Genomic DNA, 18,204 nt, shown 5'->3' on the forward strand with positions numbered 1-18,204 from the left:
TTGAGGAGGGCGCCCCAGATTTCAAAGGTGGCGGCGTCGAAGGAGGCGTTGGAGACCTGGGCGACGCGGTCCTGGGAAGACAGCTGGATGTAGTCGGAGTCGCGGACGAGACGGACGACGCCGAGGTGGGGGACGACGATGCCCTTGGGCTGGCCCGTCGAGCCCGACGTGTAGATGGCGTACGCCAGATTCGAGGGCGTCGTGAGCGTCGAGGGCGCGCGCGTGGGCAGCTTCACGAGCGTCGGCGCGAGCTCCTCCAAGCCGAGCACGCGGACTCCCTCGGGCGCTTGAATCGCTCCCGCGAGCGCGCGTGAGGTCAGCAGGATGGGCGCGCGAGAGTCCCGCAACATGAGCGAGAGGCGCTCCGCCGGATACGACGTGTCCAGCGGCAGGTATGCCCCGCCGGCCTTGAGGCACGCGAGCATCGCGACGATGAGCGACGGCGAGCGCTCCAGGTAGAGCCCGACCAGCGTATCGGGGACGACACCGAGGCCCTGGAGGTGCCACGCGAGCTGATTGGCCTGGGCCTCCAACTGCGCGTAGGTGAGCGACTCGTCTCCGAAGCGGACCGCGATGGCATCCGGCGAGGCATAGGCCTGGGCGGAGAACAGCTCATGGATGCAATGCTGGCGCGGGAAGTCGGTGGACGTGTGGTTCCAGTCGACCACGAGCTGCTGCCGCTCCGCCTCCGTGAGCATCGGCAGCTGGGTGATGCCGGTGTCGGGCTGCGTCGCGGCGGCGCTGAGCAGGGTCCGGAAGTGCCCCAGCATCCGCTCGATGGTGGCCGCGTCGAACAGGTCGGTGTCGTACTCCAGCTCTCCCGTGAGACCCGACGGCGTCTCCTCCAACGCCATCAACAGGTCGAACTTCGACGTGCCCGTCTCCACCGGCAGCGTGGTGAGCGTGAGCCCATCGAGCGACGCGGACGCGGTGGCGGACTCCTGCAGCGAGAACATCACCTGGAACAGCGGGTTCTGGCCCAGGTTGCGCTCGGGGTGGAGCGCTTCGACCACGTGCTCGAAGGGCAGGTCCTGATGCCCGTAGGCGCCGAGCGAGACCTCGCGCACGCGCTGGACGAGCTGTCGGAAGGTCGGCGCGCCGGACAGGTCCGTGCGGAGCACGAGCGTGTTGACGAAGAAGCCGATGAGCCCCTCGAGCTCCGGACGGTTGCGGTTGGCGATGGGCGTCCCCACGCAGACGTCCGTCTGGCCCGCGTAGCGGCTCATCAGGACGTTGAACAGGCTCAGCACCGTCATGAAGAGCGTGGTCCGCTCCTCGCGGCCCAGCTTCTTGAGCGCGTTCACCTCATCCAGCGGAATGGAGAACCGCGCCGCCCGGCCCTGGTGGCGCTTCACTGGCAGGCGCGGGCGGTCCGTGGGCAGCGTCAGCAGCGGCGGCGCTCCGGCGAGCTGCTTCTTCCAGTACTCGAGCTGCTCACGGACGGCGTCACTCCGGAGCCACTCGTTGTGCCAGAGCGCGAAGTCCGCGTACTGGAGCTTGAGGGGAGCAAGGGAGGGCTCGGTGCCCAGCCGGAGGGCGCTGTAGAGCGCCCCCAGCTCGAAGAAGAAGACGGACATCGACCAGCCGTCCGAGACGATGTGATGCATCGCCAGGAGCAGGACGTGGTCCTCGGGGGCCACGCGCAGCAGGGTGGCTCGGACGAGCGGGGCCTGGCTCAGGTCGAACGGCTTGCGAGACTCCTCCGTCGCGAGGTCCCGGAGGCGCTGCTCGCGCTCCACTTCGGACAGGCCGCCGAGGTCGACGACCTGGAGGTCCAGGGACAGCTCCTCCGCGATGAGCTGAAGGGGCTCGTCCCTCTGGACGGTGAAGCAGGTGCGCAGCGACTCGTGGCGGCGCAGCAGCTGGTTCAGGGCCACGCGCAGGGCGCGTTCATCCAGCGGCCCCTGGAGGCGCACGAAGACCGGCACGTTGTACTGCGCCTGACCCGGCTCCAGGCGGTCGAGGAACCAGAGCCGACGCTGCGCGGAGGACAGCGCGACCTGATTGCCGCGCGAGGTGTTTGGCGTGATGGCCTGCTGCGCGGGCGCGTCCTTCTTGAGCGCGGCGAGCGACGCCCGGGCCTTGGCGTTCAGGATGCGGTCCGAAAACTTGCTCATGGATGAAGGTCTCGTTCTTCGAAGAGAGGCGCGGCGCTCAGTCGAGGGCCGCTTCGTCGGGCTGGGACGACAGCGAGAGGACCAGCTCCGCGGTGCGAAGCAGCTCCTCCCGGTCCGCCGGGGGATTCAGGAGGGCCTCCGAGAAGGTCGCGACCGTCGGATTCCCGAAGAGGACTCGCAGCGGGACGGTGACCTGGAGGATCTCCTGGACCAGGGAGATGAAGCGCGTGGCGAGCAGGGAGTGGCCGCCCAGCGTAAAGAAGTCATCGTGCGCGCCGAGGCGTGAGACGTTGAGGATCTCCGCCATCAGCTCCGCCACGACCTTCTCCACCGGAGAGCCGGGCTCGACGAAGTCATCGGTCCGCGAGCCCTCCGCGTCGGGCGACGGGAGCGCCTTCTTGTCGACCTTGCCGTTGGGGGACAGCGGCAGGGCCGCGAGACAGACGAAGGCCGACGGGACCATGTACTCCGGCAGCGAGCGCTTGAGGCTCTCGCGCAGGTCCGTGCTGGAGGGCGGCTGCGTGGAGGTGAAGTAGGCGACGAGCCTCCGGTCTCCCGGCACGTCCTCGCGGACGATGACGACGCACGCGTCGACCGAGGGCTGCGTGAGCAGGGCGGCTTCGATTTCACCCAGCTCGATGCGGAAGCCACGGAGCTTCACCTGGTGGTCGCGTCGGCCGACGAACTCCAGATGGCCATCCGGCAACCGGCGCACGATGTCGCCCGACCTGTAGAGCCGGCCCCCGGTCGCGAAGGGGTTCGGGATGAAGCGCTGCGCGGTCAGCTCGGGCTGGCGGAGGTAGCCGCGCGCCAGGCCTTCGCCACCCAGGTACAGCTCACCCGGGACACCGACGGGCACGGGCTGGAGCGCGTCGTCGAGCACGAAGGCGGTGGAGTTGGAGAGCGGGACGCCGATGGGCACCGAGTGCACGGGCAGGGGGGCCCGGGGGACGAGATGCCACGTGCTGAAGGTGGTGTTCTCCGTGGGCCCGTAGACGTGGAGCAGGCGGGAGGGGGGACCGCCGAGGAGGACGGAGCGGACCGCGCCGGCGTCGACGTTCTCGCCACCGAAGAGCACGGTGGACAGCGTGGAGAAGGCGCCCGGGACCTGGTTCGCGAGCTGGTTGAACAGCGCGGTCGTGATGAAGAGGACGGAGACCTTCTCGTTGCGCAGGTACTCGACGAAGAGCGGAGGGGACAGCGAGACGTCGCGAGGGACACCGATGAGCGCGCCGCCGTTGAGCAACGCACCCCAGATTTCAAAGGTGGCGGCGTCGAAGGAGGCGTTGGAGACCTGGGCGACGCGGTCCTGGGAGGACAGCTGGATGTACTCGGAGCCGCGGACGAGGCGCACGACGCCGAGGTGGGGGACGACGATGCCCTTGGGCTGGCCCGTCGAGCCCGACGTGTAGATGGCGTACGCGAGGTTCGACGGCGCGGTGTTCGTCGTGGGCGCCGTCGTGGGCTGCCGGGAGATGGCGCGCTCGTCGGAGTCGAGCTCGATGACGTGCAGGCCATCGGGGACCGGGAACTTCCCGGAGAGCGCCTCGGTGGTGACGAGCAGCGGCCCCCGTGCGTCCTGGAGCATGAAGGCCAGGCGCTCGGGGGGATAGGACGTGTCCAGCGGCAGATAGGCACTTCCCGCCTTGAGACACGCGAGCATCGCGGTGATGAGCGTGGGGGAGCGCTCCAGGTAGAGGCCGACGAGCGTGTCCGGACGGACGCCGAAGGACTGGAGGTGCCAGGCGAGCTGGTTGGCGCGCGCCTCCAGCTGGGCGTAGGTGAGGACCTCTTCACCGAAGTGGAGCGCGATGGCCTCCGGCGTGGCCCGGGCCTGCTCGGAGAAGAGCTGGTGGATGGACTGGTGCCGGGGGAAGTCGGTGGAGGTGGCGTTCCAGTCGACGAGGAGCTGCTGGCGCTCGGCGTCGGTGAGGAGCGGAAGCGCGGTGATGGAGACGCCCGGGTGTTGGACGGCGGAGGCGAGCAGGGTCTGGAAGTGGCCCAGCATGCGCTCGATGGTGGTCGCGTCGAACAGGTCCGTGTCGTACTCGAACTCGCCGACGATGCCGGTGGAGGTCTCCTCCAGCGCCATCAGCATGTCGAACTTGGCGGCGCCCGTCTGGACCTCCTCGGGGTGGACCTCGCAGCCGCGAATCGACAGCGGGGTCGTGGAGATGCTCTGGAGGTTGAACATCACCTGGAAGAGCGGCGTGTGGCGCGGGTCCCGCTGGGGCTGGAGCGCCTCGACGACCTGCTCGAAGGGGACATCCGGGTGCGCGTACGCATCCAGCGCGACCTCGCGCACGCGGCGCAGCAGCTCCTTGAACGACGGCGCACCAGACAGGTCCGTGCGCATGACCAGCGAGTTGATGCAGTAGCCGATGAGCCCCTCCAGCTCCGCGCGATTGCGGCTGGCGAAGGGGGTACCGACGCTGATGTCCACCTGCCCGCTGTAGCGGGACAGCAGGGTCTGCCACGCCGCGAGCAGCGTCATGAACAGCGTGGTTCCCTCCTGGCGGCTCAGCTTGCGCAGCGCCTCGACCAGCGGGGCCTCCAGGTTGAACCACCGCGTGGCGCCCCGGTGCCGCTGGGTGGCGGGGCGAGGACGGTCCGTGGGCAGCTCCAGCAGCGAGGGCGCTCCGGCCAGCTGCTTCTTCCAGTAGTCGAGTTGCGTCTGCTGGACCGAGCCCTGCAGCCACTTGCGCTGCCAGTGCGCGAAGTCCGCGTACTGGATGGTCAGCGGCGGGAGGTTCGGCGTCTCGTGGGCGGCGAAGGCCTCGTAGCAGGTCCCGAGCTCCTGGAAGAGGACCGTCAGCGACCATCCATCCGAGATGATGTGGTGCACCGTCAGCAGCAGCAGGTGCTCGGTCTCGCCCAGGCGGACGAGCAGGGTGCGCAGCAGCGGGCCGCGGGCGAGGTCGAACGGGCGCTGGCCCTCGGTCTCGATGAGCTGTCGTGCCCGCGCTTCCCGCTCCTCGGCCGGGACGTGGGTCAGGTCGACGAGGGGGAGGGTGTGCCCGGGGGCGTCCTCGGCCACCTGGACCAGGAGCCGTCCACCCCGGTGCTCGAACGTGGAGCGCAGCGCTTCATGGCGGCGCACGAGCGCATCCAGGCCCTGCTCCAGCACTCGCGGCTGCAGCGGCCCCTTCACGCGGAGCACCATGGGGACGTTGTAGAACGAGCTGCCCGGCTCGAGCTGGTCGACGAGCCACAGGCGCTGCTGCGCGAACGAGGCCTCCAGCTCCTGGTCGCGCGAGATGGGCACCAGTGGGCCCGTCTCCGTGTCCTCCATGGGCGAGGACAAGAGCTGCGCGAGTCCCGCCACCGTGGCGTTCTGGAAGAGGGCTCGAAGCGGCAGCTCCTTCCCGAAGTTCGCGCGGATGCGGGAGAGCAGCTGCGTGGCGAGCAGGGAGTGCCCGCCCAGGTCGAAGAAGTTGTCCTCGACGCCGACACGGGGGACCGAGAGCAGGTGGGCCCAGAGGTTGGCGAGCAGCTCCTCGATGGGCGTGCGCGGCGCGACGTAGCTGTCGGTGGGCGCGGAGACTCCGTCGGGTGAGGGGAGCGCCTTCCGGTCGACCTTGCCGTTGAGCGTGAGGGGCAGGCTCGGCAGGCGGACGAAGGCGGACGGGACCATGTACTCCGGCAGCGAGCCCTTGAGCCGCTCGCGAAGCTCCGGGACGGCCGGGGCCTGCGACGACGTGAAGTAGGCGACGAGCCGCCGGTCTCCGGGGCTGTCCTCGCGCGCCAGGACAACGCACTCGTCGATGTCCGGGGACCGCGTGAGCGCGGCCTCGATTTCGCCCAGCTCGATGCGGAAGCCGCGAATCTTCACCTGGTGGTCGCGTCGGCCGACGAACTCCAGGTGGCCGTCCGGCAGCCAGCGCACGATGTCGCCCGACTTGTAGAGCCGGGCCTGGGGCTCGAAGGGATGGGCGACGAAGCGCTCCGCGGTGAGCGCGGGCTGGTGGAGGTAGCCGCGCGCCAGGCCCTCGCCGCCCAGGTACAGCTCACCCGGGACACCGATGGGCACGGGCTGGAGCGCCTCGTCGAGCACGTAGACGGTGGAGTTGGAGAGCGGGATGCCGATGGGCACCGCGTGGCCCGGCGGAGGTGCCCGCGAGATGAGGTGCCACGTGCTGAAGGTGGTGTTCTCCGTGGGGCCGTAGGCGTTGATGAGCCGCTGGGGAGGTCCGCCGAGGAGGGCGGAGCGCACGGCCCCCGTGTCCGCGATCTCCCCGCCGAAGAGGACGGTGGACACCGTGGCGAAGGCGTCGGGGACCTGGTGGACGATCTGCGTGAAGAGGGCGCTGGTGATGAAGAGGGCGGAGATGCGCTCGCGACGCAGGTACTCGGCGAAGAGCGAAGGTGAGAGCGAGACGTCGCGAGGGACACCGATGAGCGCGCCGCCGTTGAGCAACGCACCCCAGATTTCAAAGGTGGCGGCGTCGAAGGAGGCGTTGGAGATCTGCGCGATGCGGTCGGCCGCGGAGAGCTGGACGAAGTTGGAGTCGCGCACGAGGCGCACGACGCCGAGGTGGGGGACGACGATGCCCTTGGGCTGACCCGTCGAACCCGACGTGTAGATGGCGTACGCGAGGTTCGACGGGGCCGTCTCCGTCGCGGGGGCCCGCGTGGGCTGCCGCGAGATGGCGCGCTCATCCGAGTCGAGCTCGATGACGTGCACGCCGCTCGGGACGGGGAGGTTGGCGGAGAGGGCCTCGGTGGTGACGAGGAGCGGCGCCCGTGCGTCCTGGAGCATGAAGGCCAGGCGCTCAGGGGGATAGGACGTGTCCAGCGGCAGATAGGCACTTCCCGCCTTGAGGCACGCGAGCATCGCGGTGATGAGCGTGGGGGAGCGCTCCAGGTAGAGGCCGACGAGCGTGTCCGGACGGACGCCGAAGGACTGGAGGTGCCAGGCGAGCTGGTTGGCGCGCGCCTCCAGCTGGGCGTAGGTGAGGACCTCTTCACCGAAGTGGAGCGCGATGGCCTCCGGCGTGGCCCGGGCCTGCTCGGAGAAGAGCTGGTGGATGGACTGGTGCCGGGGGAAGTCGGTGGAGGTGGCGTTCCAGTCGACGAGGAGCTGCTGGCGCTCGGCGTCGGTGAGGAGCGGGAGCGTGGTGATGGAGGTGTCGGGCGCGCGGACGGCGGAGGCGAGCAGGGCCTGGTAGTGGCCCAGCATGCGCTCGATGGTGGCCGCGTCGTACAGGTCTGTGTCGTACTCCAGCGCCAGGTCCAGCTCCGACCCGTCCTGCTCGGTCGTGAGGATGAGCTCGAACTTGGCCGTGCCCGTGCCCAGCTCCTCGAACGACATGCTCAGCTCGTCGAACGTCGGCGGCTGGAGCGGCGCGTTGTGCAGCGCGAACATCACCTGGAACAGCGGATGCTGGTCCAACCGGCGCTCGGGGCTCACCGCCTCGACGATGCGCTCGAAGGGGATGTCCTGGTGCGCGTAGGCCTCCAGCGCGGCGTCTCGCACCCGGTGCATCAGCGCGCGGAACGAGGGCGCGTCCGACATGTCCGTGCGCAGGACGAGCGAGTTGACGAAGAAGCCGACCAGCCCCTCGATCTCCGCGCGGTGCCGGTTCGCGATGGGCGTGCCGACGTTGATGTCCACCTGTCCGCTGTAGCGCCTCAGCAGGATGTTCCAGGTGGCCAGCAGCGTCATGAACAGGGTGACGCCCTCACGACGGCACAGGGCGTCGAGCTGTGCGACCAGCGCCGCGCTCACCCGGGCCCGCTGGATGGCGGAGCGGTGGTGCGTCGCCGAGGCACGCGGGCGGTCCGTGGGCATCACCAGCTCGCCCGACGACGAGCCGAGCTGCTGCTTCCAGTACGTCAGCCCCCGCTCCAGCGTCTCTCCCTGGAGCCACTGCCGCTGCCACAGGGCATAGTCCGCGTACTGGAGCGTCAGCTCCTCCAGTGGTGACTCCAGCCCATCCCGGAAGGCCGCGTACAGCCGGCCCAGCTCCTGGACGACCACGCCCATGGACCAACCGTCGGAGACGATGTGGTGCAGGGTCAGCAGCAGCAGGTGGTCCTCCTCGCCCATGCGGATGAGCACCTGACGCAGCAGCGGGCCGTGCTCCAGGTCGAACGGCGTCCGGATGTTCGCGTCCAGCGTCTCCTGGCGCCGCTGCTCCTGCTCGGACTCGGGCAGCCCGCCCAGGTCCACCACGGGCAGGGGCCGAGGCTCGAACGCGTGGATGACCTGGACCAGCGCCTCGTCGACCTCACGGAAGGTGGTGCGCAGCGCCTCGTGGCGTCGCGCCAGCGCCTGGAGGCTCTTCTCCAGCGCGGGGACGTCCAGCCGCCCCTTCAGCTCCAGGGCGAACGGCGTGTTGTAGGAGACCCCCGTCGGGTCCATCCGCTGCGTGAACCACAGCCGTGCTTGCGCGGAGGACGCGGGGACGGTGTCGCCCCGGGCCGCCGCGCGAACGGGGGGGATGCTCACGCCCCGCCGGGTCCTCAGCTCCTGGGTGACCTTCTCCGCGAGCCCGCGAAGCGTGGGCGTCTCGAACAGCGCGTGCAGGGGCAGCTCCACCCCGAAGGCCCGGCCCACGCGCGAGATGACCTGCGTGGCGAGCAGCGAGTGGCCACCCAGCTCGAAGAAGTTGTCGTGGAGTCCGAAGGCGTTGCCTCCGAGCACCTCCGCCCAGATGCCGGCCAGCAGCTCCTCCACCGGCGTCCGCGCCGCCTCCGCTTCGACCTGCCGCGCGAGGGTCGCCTGGCTGGGGGCGGGGAGCGCCTTGCGGTCCACCTTGCCGTTGGGCGTGCGCGGCAGGACATCCAGGCTGAGGATGGCCGAGGGGACCATGTACTCGGGCACCCGCTGCTTGAGGTGCTCCTGGAGCAGCGGCACCAGCTGCCGCGTCAGCGCCGCCTGCAGCGGCTGGTTCGTGTACGCGCGCCACGGCTTCGCCACGAAGGCCCGCTCGGTGGACGGCGTGAGCGGCGGCGCCACCGCGCCCCTCCGCAGGAGCCGCAGCTCGAAGGCGCCGTCCTCCTCGCCGCCGGACCAGTGCAGGCTGACGGCGTAGGGGAGCTCCGCCTCCAGGGCCCAGAGCTCCTCCGGGTTGACGCAGTCGGGCTCGGGCTGGCTGCGCAGTTCGGCGCGCAGCTCTCCCACCGTCGAGGGCCGCTCGTCGCGCTCCAGGATTTCGCGGGCCCGCCGCACCTCCGTGAGGCGCGCGTTGGGGATGCGCGTCACCGCGAGCTGCTCGGGCCGCTCCGTCTCGAGCCTCCGACGCAGCTTCGCCATGCTGAGCCCGTCGCGCTTCCAGTCGAGCACCGTGCCCGCGTACGGGTCCACGGCCTCGGCCGCGTCGCCGACGTGCAGCACGACGTCATAGCGGAAGCACGTCAGCTCGTTGTGGTGCTGGCCGCGCTTGGGCCACAGGTCCACCCGCTGGATGCGGGGCAGGTGGGCGCGCAGCGCGAGGAAGAACGCCGGGTCCACCACCAGCTCGTTGTCCAGCGACACGCGCCGCCGGACGGCCTGGGACAGCTGCTCCAGCGGCAGCGTGTCCCGCGCCCGGAACAGCTCCACGGAGAGCGCGAAGGACTCCAGCAGCGACAGGCTGCGCACGTCGCCCACGAAGACGCGGCCCCGCTCGCCCACCGTGGCCACCGCGCCCTCGAGCACCTTCACCAGGTAGTCCACCGTGGGGAAGTGCTGGAGCACGGAGTTGATGACCACCGTGTCGTGTGAGCCGGGCTCGATGCCCGTGAAGTCCTCGGCGCCCCGGTGCAGGAGCGCCACCGAGCCGAGCTTCGGCGACATCTTGTCCACGAAGCGCTGCAGGCCCTTGAGCGCGCCCTGCGCGAAGTCCGCGCCGGTGAAGTGCTCGCAGTGCGGCGCGATTCGCACCAGCAACAGGCCCGTGCCGCAGCCAATCTCCAGCACCCGCCGGGGCTTCAGGTCCAGGATGCGCTGGACCGAGTGGTCCACGAACTCGCGCATCTCCTCGGCCGTGATGGGCTGGCCCGTGTAGCTGCTGTTCCAGCTCGCGGTGTTGAACTCGCCGTCCTCCTCGTCGGCGGCGCGGTGGTAGGCGTCGTCGTAGAGCGTCTGCCACTGGGAGATCTGCTCGTCGTTGAGCTCCTGCTCGTCGATGGCGTCACCCCACGCCTCGCCCGGGGGCGAGGGCACCACGTAGGCCACCAGCCGGGGCTGCCCCGGCGAGTCCTCGCGCGCCACCGCCACCGCGTCGCGCACCGCGGGGTGCTCCATCAGGTGCGCCTCCAGCTCCCCCAGCTCGATGCGGAAGCCGCGCACCTTCACCTGGTGGTCCACGCGCCCGAGGAAGCGCAGCTGCCCGTCCGGCGACTGGCTGGCCAGGTCACCGGTGCGGTACAGGCGCGCGCCCGGCTCGCCGCTGAACGCGTCCGGCACGAAGCGCTCGGCGGTCAGCTCCGGTCGGCCCAGGTAGCCGTGCGCCAGGCCATCGCCGCCGATGTAGAGCTCACCCGGCACGCCCACGGGCACGGGGCGTCCGTTCGCGTCCAGCAGGTACACCCGCGTGTTGGCGATGGGCCGGCCGATGGGGATGCCCAGGTGCGCGCCGGGCGTGGGGGCGCCGGGCGGCAGCGCGAAGAGCGTGGAGGTGATGGTGGCCTCGGTGGGGCCATAGGCGTTGAACCACCCGAGCCGCTCCCCCGTGAGCGCGCGCCACGCGGCGAGCTGCTCCGGCGCCGCGCGCTCTCCGCCCACGATGACCAGCCGCACGTCCGGCGGAGGCTGGGCCTGTCGGAGCGTCGCGTCGGTGACCCACTCGTGCCAGTACGCCGTGGGCACGTTCAGCACGGTCAGACGCTCGTGCTCCACCATGCGCAGGAACTCGGCGACGGACGGCAGGCGCTCGAAGGGCAGCAGCACCAGCGTGGCGCCCGTGGCCAGCGTGGGGAAGATCTCCTCCAGCGAGATGTCGAAGCTGATGGACGTGCACTGGAGGATGCGGTCCTCCGCGGTGAGCTGGTACGTCCCCTGGAGCGAGGTGACGTGGTTGACCAGCCCCCGGTGCGACAGCAGCACGCCCTTGGGCTTGCCCGTCGAGCCGGAGGTGTAGATGACGTACGCCGGCTGCTCGGACGTCATGCGCACCAGGGGCGGCTCGGCGCTGAGCGCGTCCAGGGCCTGCTGCTCCAGCACCAGCACGGGCACGTCCTGGGACGGCAGCCGCTCCACGAGCCGCTCCTGCGTCACCAGCAGCGCGGCGCCCGAGTCGCGCAGCATGTAGCGCAGCCGCTCCCGGGGATACGTCGGGTCCAGCGGCAGGTACGCGCCGCCTGCCTTCAGGATGCCGAGCAGCCCGACGAGCATCTCCAGCGAGCGCTCCACGCAGATGCCCGCGAGCCGCCCCGGCCCCAGGCCCCGCGCCCTCAGCGCGTGGGCCATCTGGTTCGAGCGGCGCTCCAGCTCGCCATACGTGAGGCGCCCCTCGCCATGCGTGACGGCCACCGCGTCGGGCCGCAGGCGGGCCTGCTCGGCGATGAGCTCGTGGATGAGCCGCTCGCGCGGGTAGGCCGCCGTCGTCTCGTTCCACGTCCGGAGCGTCCGCTCCAGCTCCTCCGCGGACAACAGCGACAGCTCGCCCAGCCGGGTCTCCGGCGCCTCCACCGCGTGTCGCAGCACGTTGAGCAGGTGGCCCTGCAGTCCGCGCACGGTGTCCGCGTGGAACAGGTCCGCGTTGTAGGTGAAGGCCAGCTCCAGCCCCGCCGGTCCAGGCGTCACCGTCAGCGACAGGTCATACCGCGCGAAGCGGTTCTCCAGCGGGAGCTGCCGCACGCTCACGCCCGGCGTCTCGAACGACGGGGGCGGGGTGGACTCCAGCTCCAGGGTCACCTGGAAGTAGGGCGTGTAGACCAGGCTGCGCTCCACCTGGAGCGTCTCCACCAGGTGCTCGAACGGCACGGCCGCGTGCGCGAGCGCCCACTGGTGCGTCCGGCGCGCCTGGGACACCTGCTCGCGGAACGACGTGGCGGCCCGCGGGTGACCGCGCAGCACGAGCATGTTCCCGAACCAGCCCAGCACGCCGCGCTCGGACGGCTCACGCAGGCTCGACGGTGTGCCGATGCACAGGTCCTCCTGCCCGGTGTAGCGATACAGCACCGCCTGGAGCGCCGCGAGCAGTACGTCGAAGAGGTCCGCGCCCTCCGCCCGGGCGAGCGCCTCCAGCCGGCGCGTCAGCTCCAGCGGCACGCCCTGGCGCCCGGTCGCGCTGTTGTACGTCTGCACCGTCGGCCGCGCCTGGTCCGTGGGGAGCGAGAGCACCTGGGGCGCGCCGTCCAGCGCCACGCGCCACGCCTCCACCTGCTCCTTCGCCTCCGCCGAGCGCAGCCACTGCTGCTGCCGCTCGGCGACCTCCACGTATGGCCCCGCCACGTCGTCGCGCCCGCTGAGCACCGCCGCCAGCGACTCCACCAGCACCGGCACCGAGCCCGCGTCGCAGACCATCTGATGGAATGACAAAAGCAACAGGTGCGCCGCCGCGTCCCGCTTCACCAGCGTCGCGCGGAGCAGCGGCCCGGTCTCCAGGTCGAACGGATGCAGCGCCTCCTCGCTCGCGAGCGCCGCCTCCCGGGCCTCGCGCTCCGCGGGCGGGAGACCCTGGAGGTCCACCTGGCGGAACGCCGGAGGCTGCTCCAGCTGTATCTGTTGCAACGGCTGTCCTTCGTGCGCCGTGAATCGCGCGCGCAGGATGTCGTGTCGCAGGGTCAAGGCCGTGAGACGTCGCGCCAGCTCGGACGGTTCAACCACCCCGTGAAGTTCCAGCGAGACCAGCTGATTGTGGAAGGGATTGTGGCGCTCCAACTGGTCCAGGAACCAGAAGCGCCGCTGGCCGGATGTGACACAACGGGAATGAGGCCGGCCCGAGGGGGACCGGTGCTGATTGCTGGCGGAAGGCAAGCGAATGCCCCTGTCTGATTTATTCGCGGAGTGGGGACCCACAACGGCGCACGCGCGGCTCGACTCGTTGTCTGTCCATCTCAATCCCGGTGACTGTTGCTTATCGAATTCAAATCTTTTAAGTGGTAATGCGTGGAAGTCAAGAGGGGTCCGTGAAGCACGCCCGGCATGAGGGTGTGTCACACAGGGTCCATGTCCGCGCGGAGCCGAGGGCTCTGGTGGAGTAGGAGAAGCCGTTGGATCTGCGAGTACTGTCGGACGTGTCGCAGCGTGCGCTGCCAGGGGCACCGCCGTGTCTGCTGGCGCTCGGCCCCGAGCGGGAGGGCGTGGACCTGGTCGAGTGGGGACGGGCTCACGCAGAGGCGCTGAGGCACCTGCTCTCACAACGGCCGGCCATGCTCTTTCGCGGCTTTCGTGTGCCGGGCGTGGAGGCGTTCGAGCGCTTCGCGGAGTGTATCCAGCCGTCCCTGGCCGAGTATCAGGAGCGTTCCACGCCACGTACGGAAGTCAGTGGCAAGGTGTACACATCCACCGAGTACCCCGCGAACGAAACCATTCCGCAACACAATGAAATGTCGTACGCGTCGGCCTGGCCGATGAAGTTGTTCTTTCACTGCGTACAACCTTCTCTGGAGGGTGGCGCCACACCCATCGCAGACAGCCGGGCCGTCCTGGAATGCCTCTCACCCGAAGTGCGTGAGCGCTTCACCCGGAATCGGGTGATGTATGTGAGAAATTACGGCACGGGCGTTGACCTCCCCTGGCAGAAAGTCTTTCAGACCGAGGACCGGGCCCAGGTGGACGCGTACTGTGAGCGTGTGGGAATGCAGGCGGAGTGGTTGGGCGGAAACCGCTTGCGGACCCGCTCGGTGCGTCCTGCGGTCATGAAGCACCCCCTCACCGGAGAGGATGTCTGGTTCAACCAGGCGCATCTTTTCCACGTATCCAATCTGGGGCCGAAGGTGAGCGCGGCGATGCGGATGGTCTTCAAGGAGGAGGACCTGCCGCGCAACAGCCTGTACGGGGATGGCACGCCCATCCGCGATGCGGACCTGGAGGAGGTGCGCGAGGCGTTCCTGAAGACGACGTTCGCGTTCCCCTGGCAGGCGGGGGACGTGATGCTGCTGGACAACATGCTCGTGACCCATGGCCGGACGCCCTTCGCGGGGGCGCGTCGGGTGGTGGTGGCGATGGGCGAGATGCGCTCCGAGCGCGACAGCTGAGCGGCAGGGGGCTCCCATCTTCGCGGTCCTGAGACATCGTGACTTCGCGCTCATCTGGTGTGGCCAGCTGGTCTCCGGGCTCGGGGACTGGCTGCGCAACATGGCGCTTTTGTTCTGGGTCTTCTCCGTCACGGGGGGCGAGTCCCCCGTGGCCACGGCGGCCATCACCGTGGCGACGACGGCGCCCGCGCTCCTCTTGGGGCTGACGGCGGGGACGCTGGCGGACCGGTGGGAGCGGCGCAGCGTCATGGTGTTCTGTGACGCCGCACGGTGCGTGCTGAGCCTGTTGCAGCTGGTGGCGGTGGCGAAGCAGAGCCTGCCGCTGGCGTACGCGGTGGCCTTCTGCTCCAGCGCGGTGGAGCAGCTGTATGACCCGGCGCGGGTGGCGTTGATCCGCTCCACGGTGCCACGCGAGGACCTGGTGGCGGCCAGCTCGCTCAGGCAGGCCACGACGAGCGCCATCATGATTCTCGGCATGGCGCTGGGCACGGGCATCTACTTCGTGCTGGGGCCGTGGGTGAGCTTCGCGCTCGACTCGGCGTCCTTCCTGGTGGCCATGTGCATCAACCTGGCCATCCGCGCGCGCTGCGTGAGCGTGCCGTCCGCGCAAGGCACGTCCGTGCTGCGCGAGGCGAAGGAGGGGCTCGCGTACGTCCGGGGCAGCGTGTTCGTGCGCAGCCTGCTGGGGCTGGGCGCGCTGGCGATGGCGGCCTCGGGGCTCATCGAGGTGGTGCAGCTCTACCTGGTGACGCGGGAGCTGGGGCTGCCCGAGGAGCGGCTGGCGTGGCTGGGCACGACCTTGGGCGTGTCCATGTTCGCGGGCTTCGCCGTGGCGGGGAGCCTTCACCGGCGGCTCCGGCTGGAGTGGCTGCCGGGGCTGGGGCTGGGCGTGTGTGGCCTGGGCGTGCTGCTGATGGCGGTGGCGCCGACGCTCGCGGTGGCGATGGGCGGCATGGTGTTCATCGGCCTGGGCAACGTGCTGCTCAACGTGGGCCTGGGGCCGCTGATGCAGACGCACGTGGAGCTGGGGCTGCTGGGCCGGGTGATGGGCGTCTTCCGCTCCGTGAGCACCGCGTGCCTGCTGCTGGGCGCCAGCAGCGCGGGCTACCTCATCGACCTGGTGGACACGCGGCGGATCACGGGGCTTGCGGGCGTCATCCTGATGGTGGCGGCGCTGGTGGCGGGCACCCGACTGGCCCGGGCCGTCACCGCGCTGCGCGCCGCTCCCCGGGTGGAGCCCCCTCGCGCGGCCGTCAGCGTGGAGTGAGCGGACGCGTGGAGGCCCTCGTCGACAGGCGCGGTGCACGCGTGGGCCGGGCACCAGGCTGGCTCGTCCTCCTGCTGCTGGCGTGGGGGCCGTCCGTCCTCGCGCAGGTGCCCACGGTGGAGGTGGAGGGGCGCCGCCTCCAGGCGAGCCGGGTGGACAAGGGGCCCTCGCTGGACGGCGTGCTGGATGACGACGCGTGGAGCAGCGCCGCCTTCACCAGCGACTTCCTCCAGAAGGAGCCCGTGCAGGGCATGCCCGCCTCGGTGAAGACCGAGGTCGCCTTCGTGTACGACGCGGACGCGCTCTACGTGGGCGCGCGCATGTCCAGCCTGGGCCCGGAGGACATCGAGACGGTGATGACCCGGCGGGACGAGAGCGGCTCGGCCGAGCGGCTCATCATCTCCCTGGACACGTACCGCGACAGGCGCACGGCCTACAGCTTCGCCGTCACCGCGGCCGGGGTGCGGGTGGACTGGTACCACCCGGATGACCACGAGTACGTCGTCGACCTGTCCTTCAACCCGGTGTGGGAGGCGCGCACCACGCGGACGGCGGACGGGTGGGTGGCGGAGCTGCGCATCCCCTTCTCGCAGCTGCGCTTCGACGCGGCCGACGAGCAGGTGTGGGGCCTCAACATCCAGCGCGTCATCCCGCGTCGCAACGAGGACGACTTCTGGGTGGTGGTGCCGCGCGACATCACCGGCTGGTCCTCGCGCTTCGGCGAGCTGTCGGGCCTGCGCGGCGTGGCGCCCTCGCGTCGCGTCGAGCTGCTGCCGTACGTGACGGGGGACTGGCGCCTGGACTCGGGCGCCAACCCGCGCGAGGGCACGCCCTTCGAGGACCGGCGCGCGTACTCGGCGCGCGTGGGCGTGGACGGCAAGGTGGGGCTGGGGCCCAACCTGAACCTGGACGTGACGGTGAACCCGGACTTCGGGCAGATCGACGCGGACCCGGCCCAGGTCAACCTCACGGACTTCGAGGTGGTGGTCGACGAGCGGCGGCCCTTCTTCACCGAGGGCAGCCAGCTGTTCAACAACAACAACACGAACAACAACGGGCCCGCGTACTTCTACTCGCGGCGCATCGGCGCGGCGCCGCGGCTGCGCGCCAGCGCGGACTACGTGGAGCCCTCGCGGGCGACGCCCATCTGGGGCGCGGCGAAGCTCACCGGGCGCCTGTCGTCGGGGCTGTCGCTGGGCGTGCTGGGAGCCCTCACGGGCGAGGGCTACGCGGACACGTACGACTTCGCGACCCAGGAGCAGGGGCGCGTGAAGGTGGACTCGCGCACGGGCTTCGGCGTGCTGCGCGCGCAGCAGGAGCTGGGCAGGGGCTCGACGGTGGGCGCCACGCTCACCACCGTCCACCGAGACATCGGCGAGGGCGAGGGGCGCACGGGGGAGCTGGCGCGCGAGGCGTACACGGGCGGCGCGGACTTCCGGCTGCGGCTGCGCGACGGCGAGTACATCGTCTCCGGCTTCGCGGGCGGCAGCCTGGTGCGAGGCGACCCGGCGGCCATCAGCCGGCTGCAGCGCTCCAGCGCGCGCTACTTCCAGCGGCCGGACCAGACCTACGTCCGGTTGGATCCGGAGGCGCGCTCGATGTCGGGCTACACCGTGGGCGCGAAGGTGGTGCGCCAGAGTGGCGAGCACTGGCTGTGGAACGGCAGCGTGGGCGTGGAGTCCCCGGGCTTCGAGCTCAACGAGCTGGGCCGGCTGAGCACCACGGACGACGTGGACCTGAACCTGGGGCTGTACTACCGCGAGACGAACCCCGGCACGTTCCTGCGCGGCTACAAGGTGGGCCTCCTGACGTACGGAAACTGGAACCACGGCGGCACGCGCACCGTGAACCAGTTCATGCTCAACGGCGAGGTGACCTTCCCCAACTTCTGGGAGGCCAGCCTGCTCGTCACCTACTACCCCCGCGCGTTCTCGGACCAGCTCACGCGCGGCGGTCCGCTGATGCAGACGCCCCAGGGACTGGAGGCGAACCTGCTCCTGAACAACAACGCCTCCGGGACGAACCTGTGGGAGGTGGACGCGCTGGCGTGGACATACGAGGACGGCAGCGGTGGTGGCACGTTGACGGGCACCGTCACCGTGCAGCCCCTGCGCAACCTGCGCCTGTCGGTGGAGCCCGTGGGCTCGCTGTACACGGAGGCCCGTCAGTACATGGCCACGCTGGACGGCGGCCGCGAGGAGACGTATGCGCGGCGCTACGTCTTCGGCGCGGTGCGACGCCGCGAGCTGGCGCTGCGCTTTCGCGCCAACCTCTTCATCACCCCGGACCTGAGCCTGGAGGCCTACGCGGAGCCGTTCGCGTCCAGCGGCGTCTTCAGCGCGCCCGGCGAGCTGGCCCGCGCGCGCGGACGTCAGCTGCGCAGGTACGGCCAGGACGGCACGTCGCTGTCTCGAGGCGAGGGCGGGGACTGGGACGTGACGGACGGCGCGAGCGGCTTCCAATTAGCCAACCAGGACTTCAACGTCCGCTCCTTCCGCAGCAACGTGGTGCTGCGCTGGGAGTGGCGCCCGGGCAGCACGCTCTACGCGGTGTGGCAGCAGGACCGCTCCGCGGATTCGCTCGGGGGCAACGCGCTGGCGCCCAAGGCGCTGGGCGACGCGCTGCTGAGCCCGGGGGGACACACCTTCGCGCTCAAGCTGTCGTGGTGGTTCCCCGCGGGCTGAGCTTCAC

5 protein-coding genes are annotated in these 18,204 nt (G+C 70.4%); 3 read left to right on the plus strand and 2 right to left on the minus strand.

Features of this window, described 5'->3' with window-relative positions; all coding sequences use genetic code 11:
- Nucleotides 1-2,117, minus strand: a 2,117-nt coding sequence (locus K8625_RS34900; protein ID WP_223785121.1) for a condensation domain-containing protein, incomplete at its 3' end; no start/stop codon positions are given.
- Nucleotides 2,118-2,154: 37 nt separating this feature from the next.
- Entirely contained in the window at nucleotides 2,155-13,311 is an 11,157-nt protein-coding gene (locus K8625_RS34905; RefSeq protein ID WP_370642011.1) for an amino acid adenylation domain-containing protein, read from the minus strand.
- Between K8625_RS34905 and K8625_RS34910 the strand changes: the two genes are divergently transcribed.
- The 3 genes from K8625_RS34910 to K8625_RS34920 are packed head-to-tail and all read left to right on the plus strand — an operon-like array spanning nucleotide 13,260 to nucleotide 18,197.
- The gene (locus tag K8625_RS34910; protein WP_223785123.1) at nucleotides 13,260-14,246 is read left to right on the plus strand and encodes a TauD/TfdA family dioxygenase; all 987 of its coding nucleotides are present in this window, start codon (nucleotides 13,260-13,262) and stop codon (nucleotides 14,244-14,246) included. The genes K8625_RS34905 and K8625_RS34910 overlap by 52 nt on opposite strands.
- Nucleotides 14,170-15,513, plus strand: coding sequence for an MFS transporter (locus tag K8625_RS34915; RefSeq protein WP_223747578.1), 1,344 nt, complete (start codon nucleotides 14,170-14,172; stop codon nucleotides 15,511-15,513). The genes K8625_RS34910 and K8625_RS34915 overlap by 77 nt, the downstream gene beginning before the upstream one ends.
- 8 nt (nucleotides 15,514-15,521) lie before the next feature.
- Nucleotides 15,522-18,197 carry a DUF5916 domain-containing protein gene (locus tag K8625_RS34920; protein ID WP_223747579.1) on the plus strand — a complete coding sequence of 892 codons (2,676 nt, stop codon included), beginning with the start codon at nucleotides 15,522-15,524 and terminating at the stop codon, nucleotides 18,195-18,197.
- The last annotated feature ends 7 nt before the right edge of the window (nucleotides 18,198-18,204 follow it).

It is taken from the genome of Myxococcus sp. AS-1-15, from assembly GCF_020037055.1.
Taxonomy (GTDB): Bacteria; Myxococcota; Myxococcia; order Myxococcales; family Myxococcaceae; genus Myxococcus; species Myxococcus fulvus.

Excerpts from the sequence above, each read along its gene's own strand:
- K8625_RS34915 (WP_223747578.1), top strand. The coding sequence starts at position 14,170 with ATGGCCGGACGCCCTTCGCGGGGGCGCGTCGGGTGGTGGTGGCGATGG.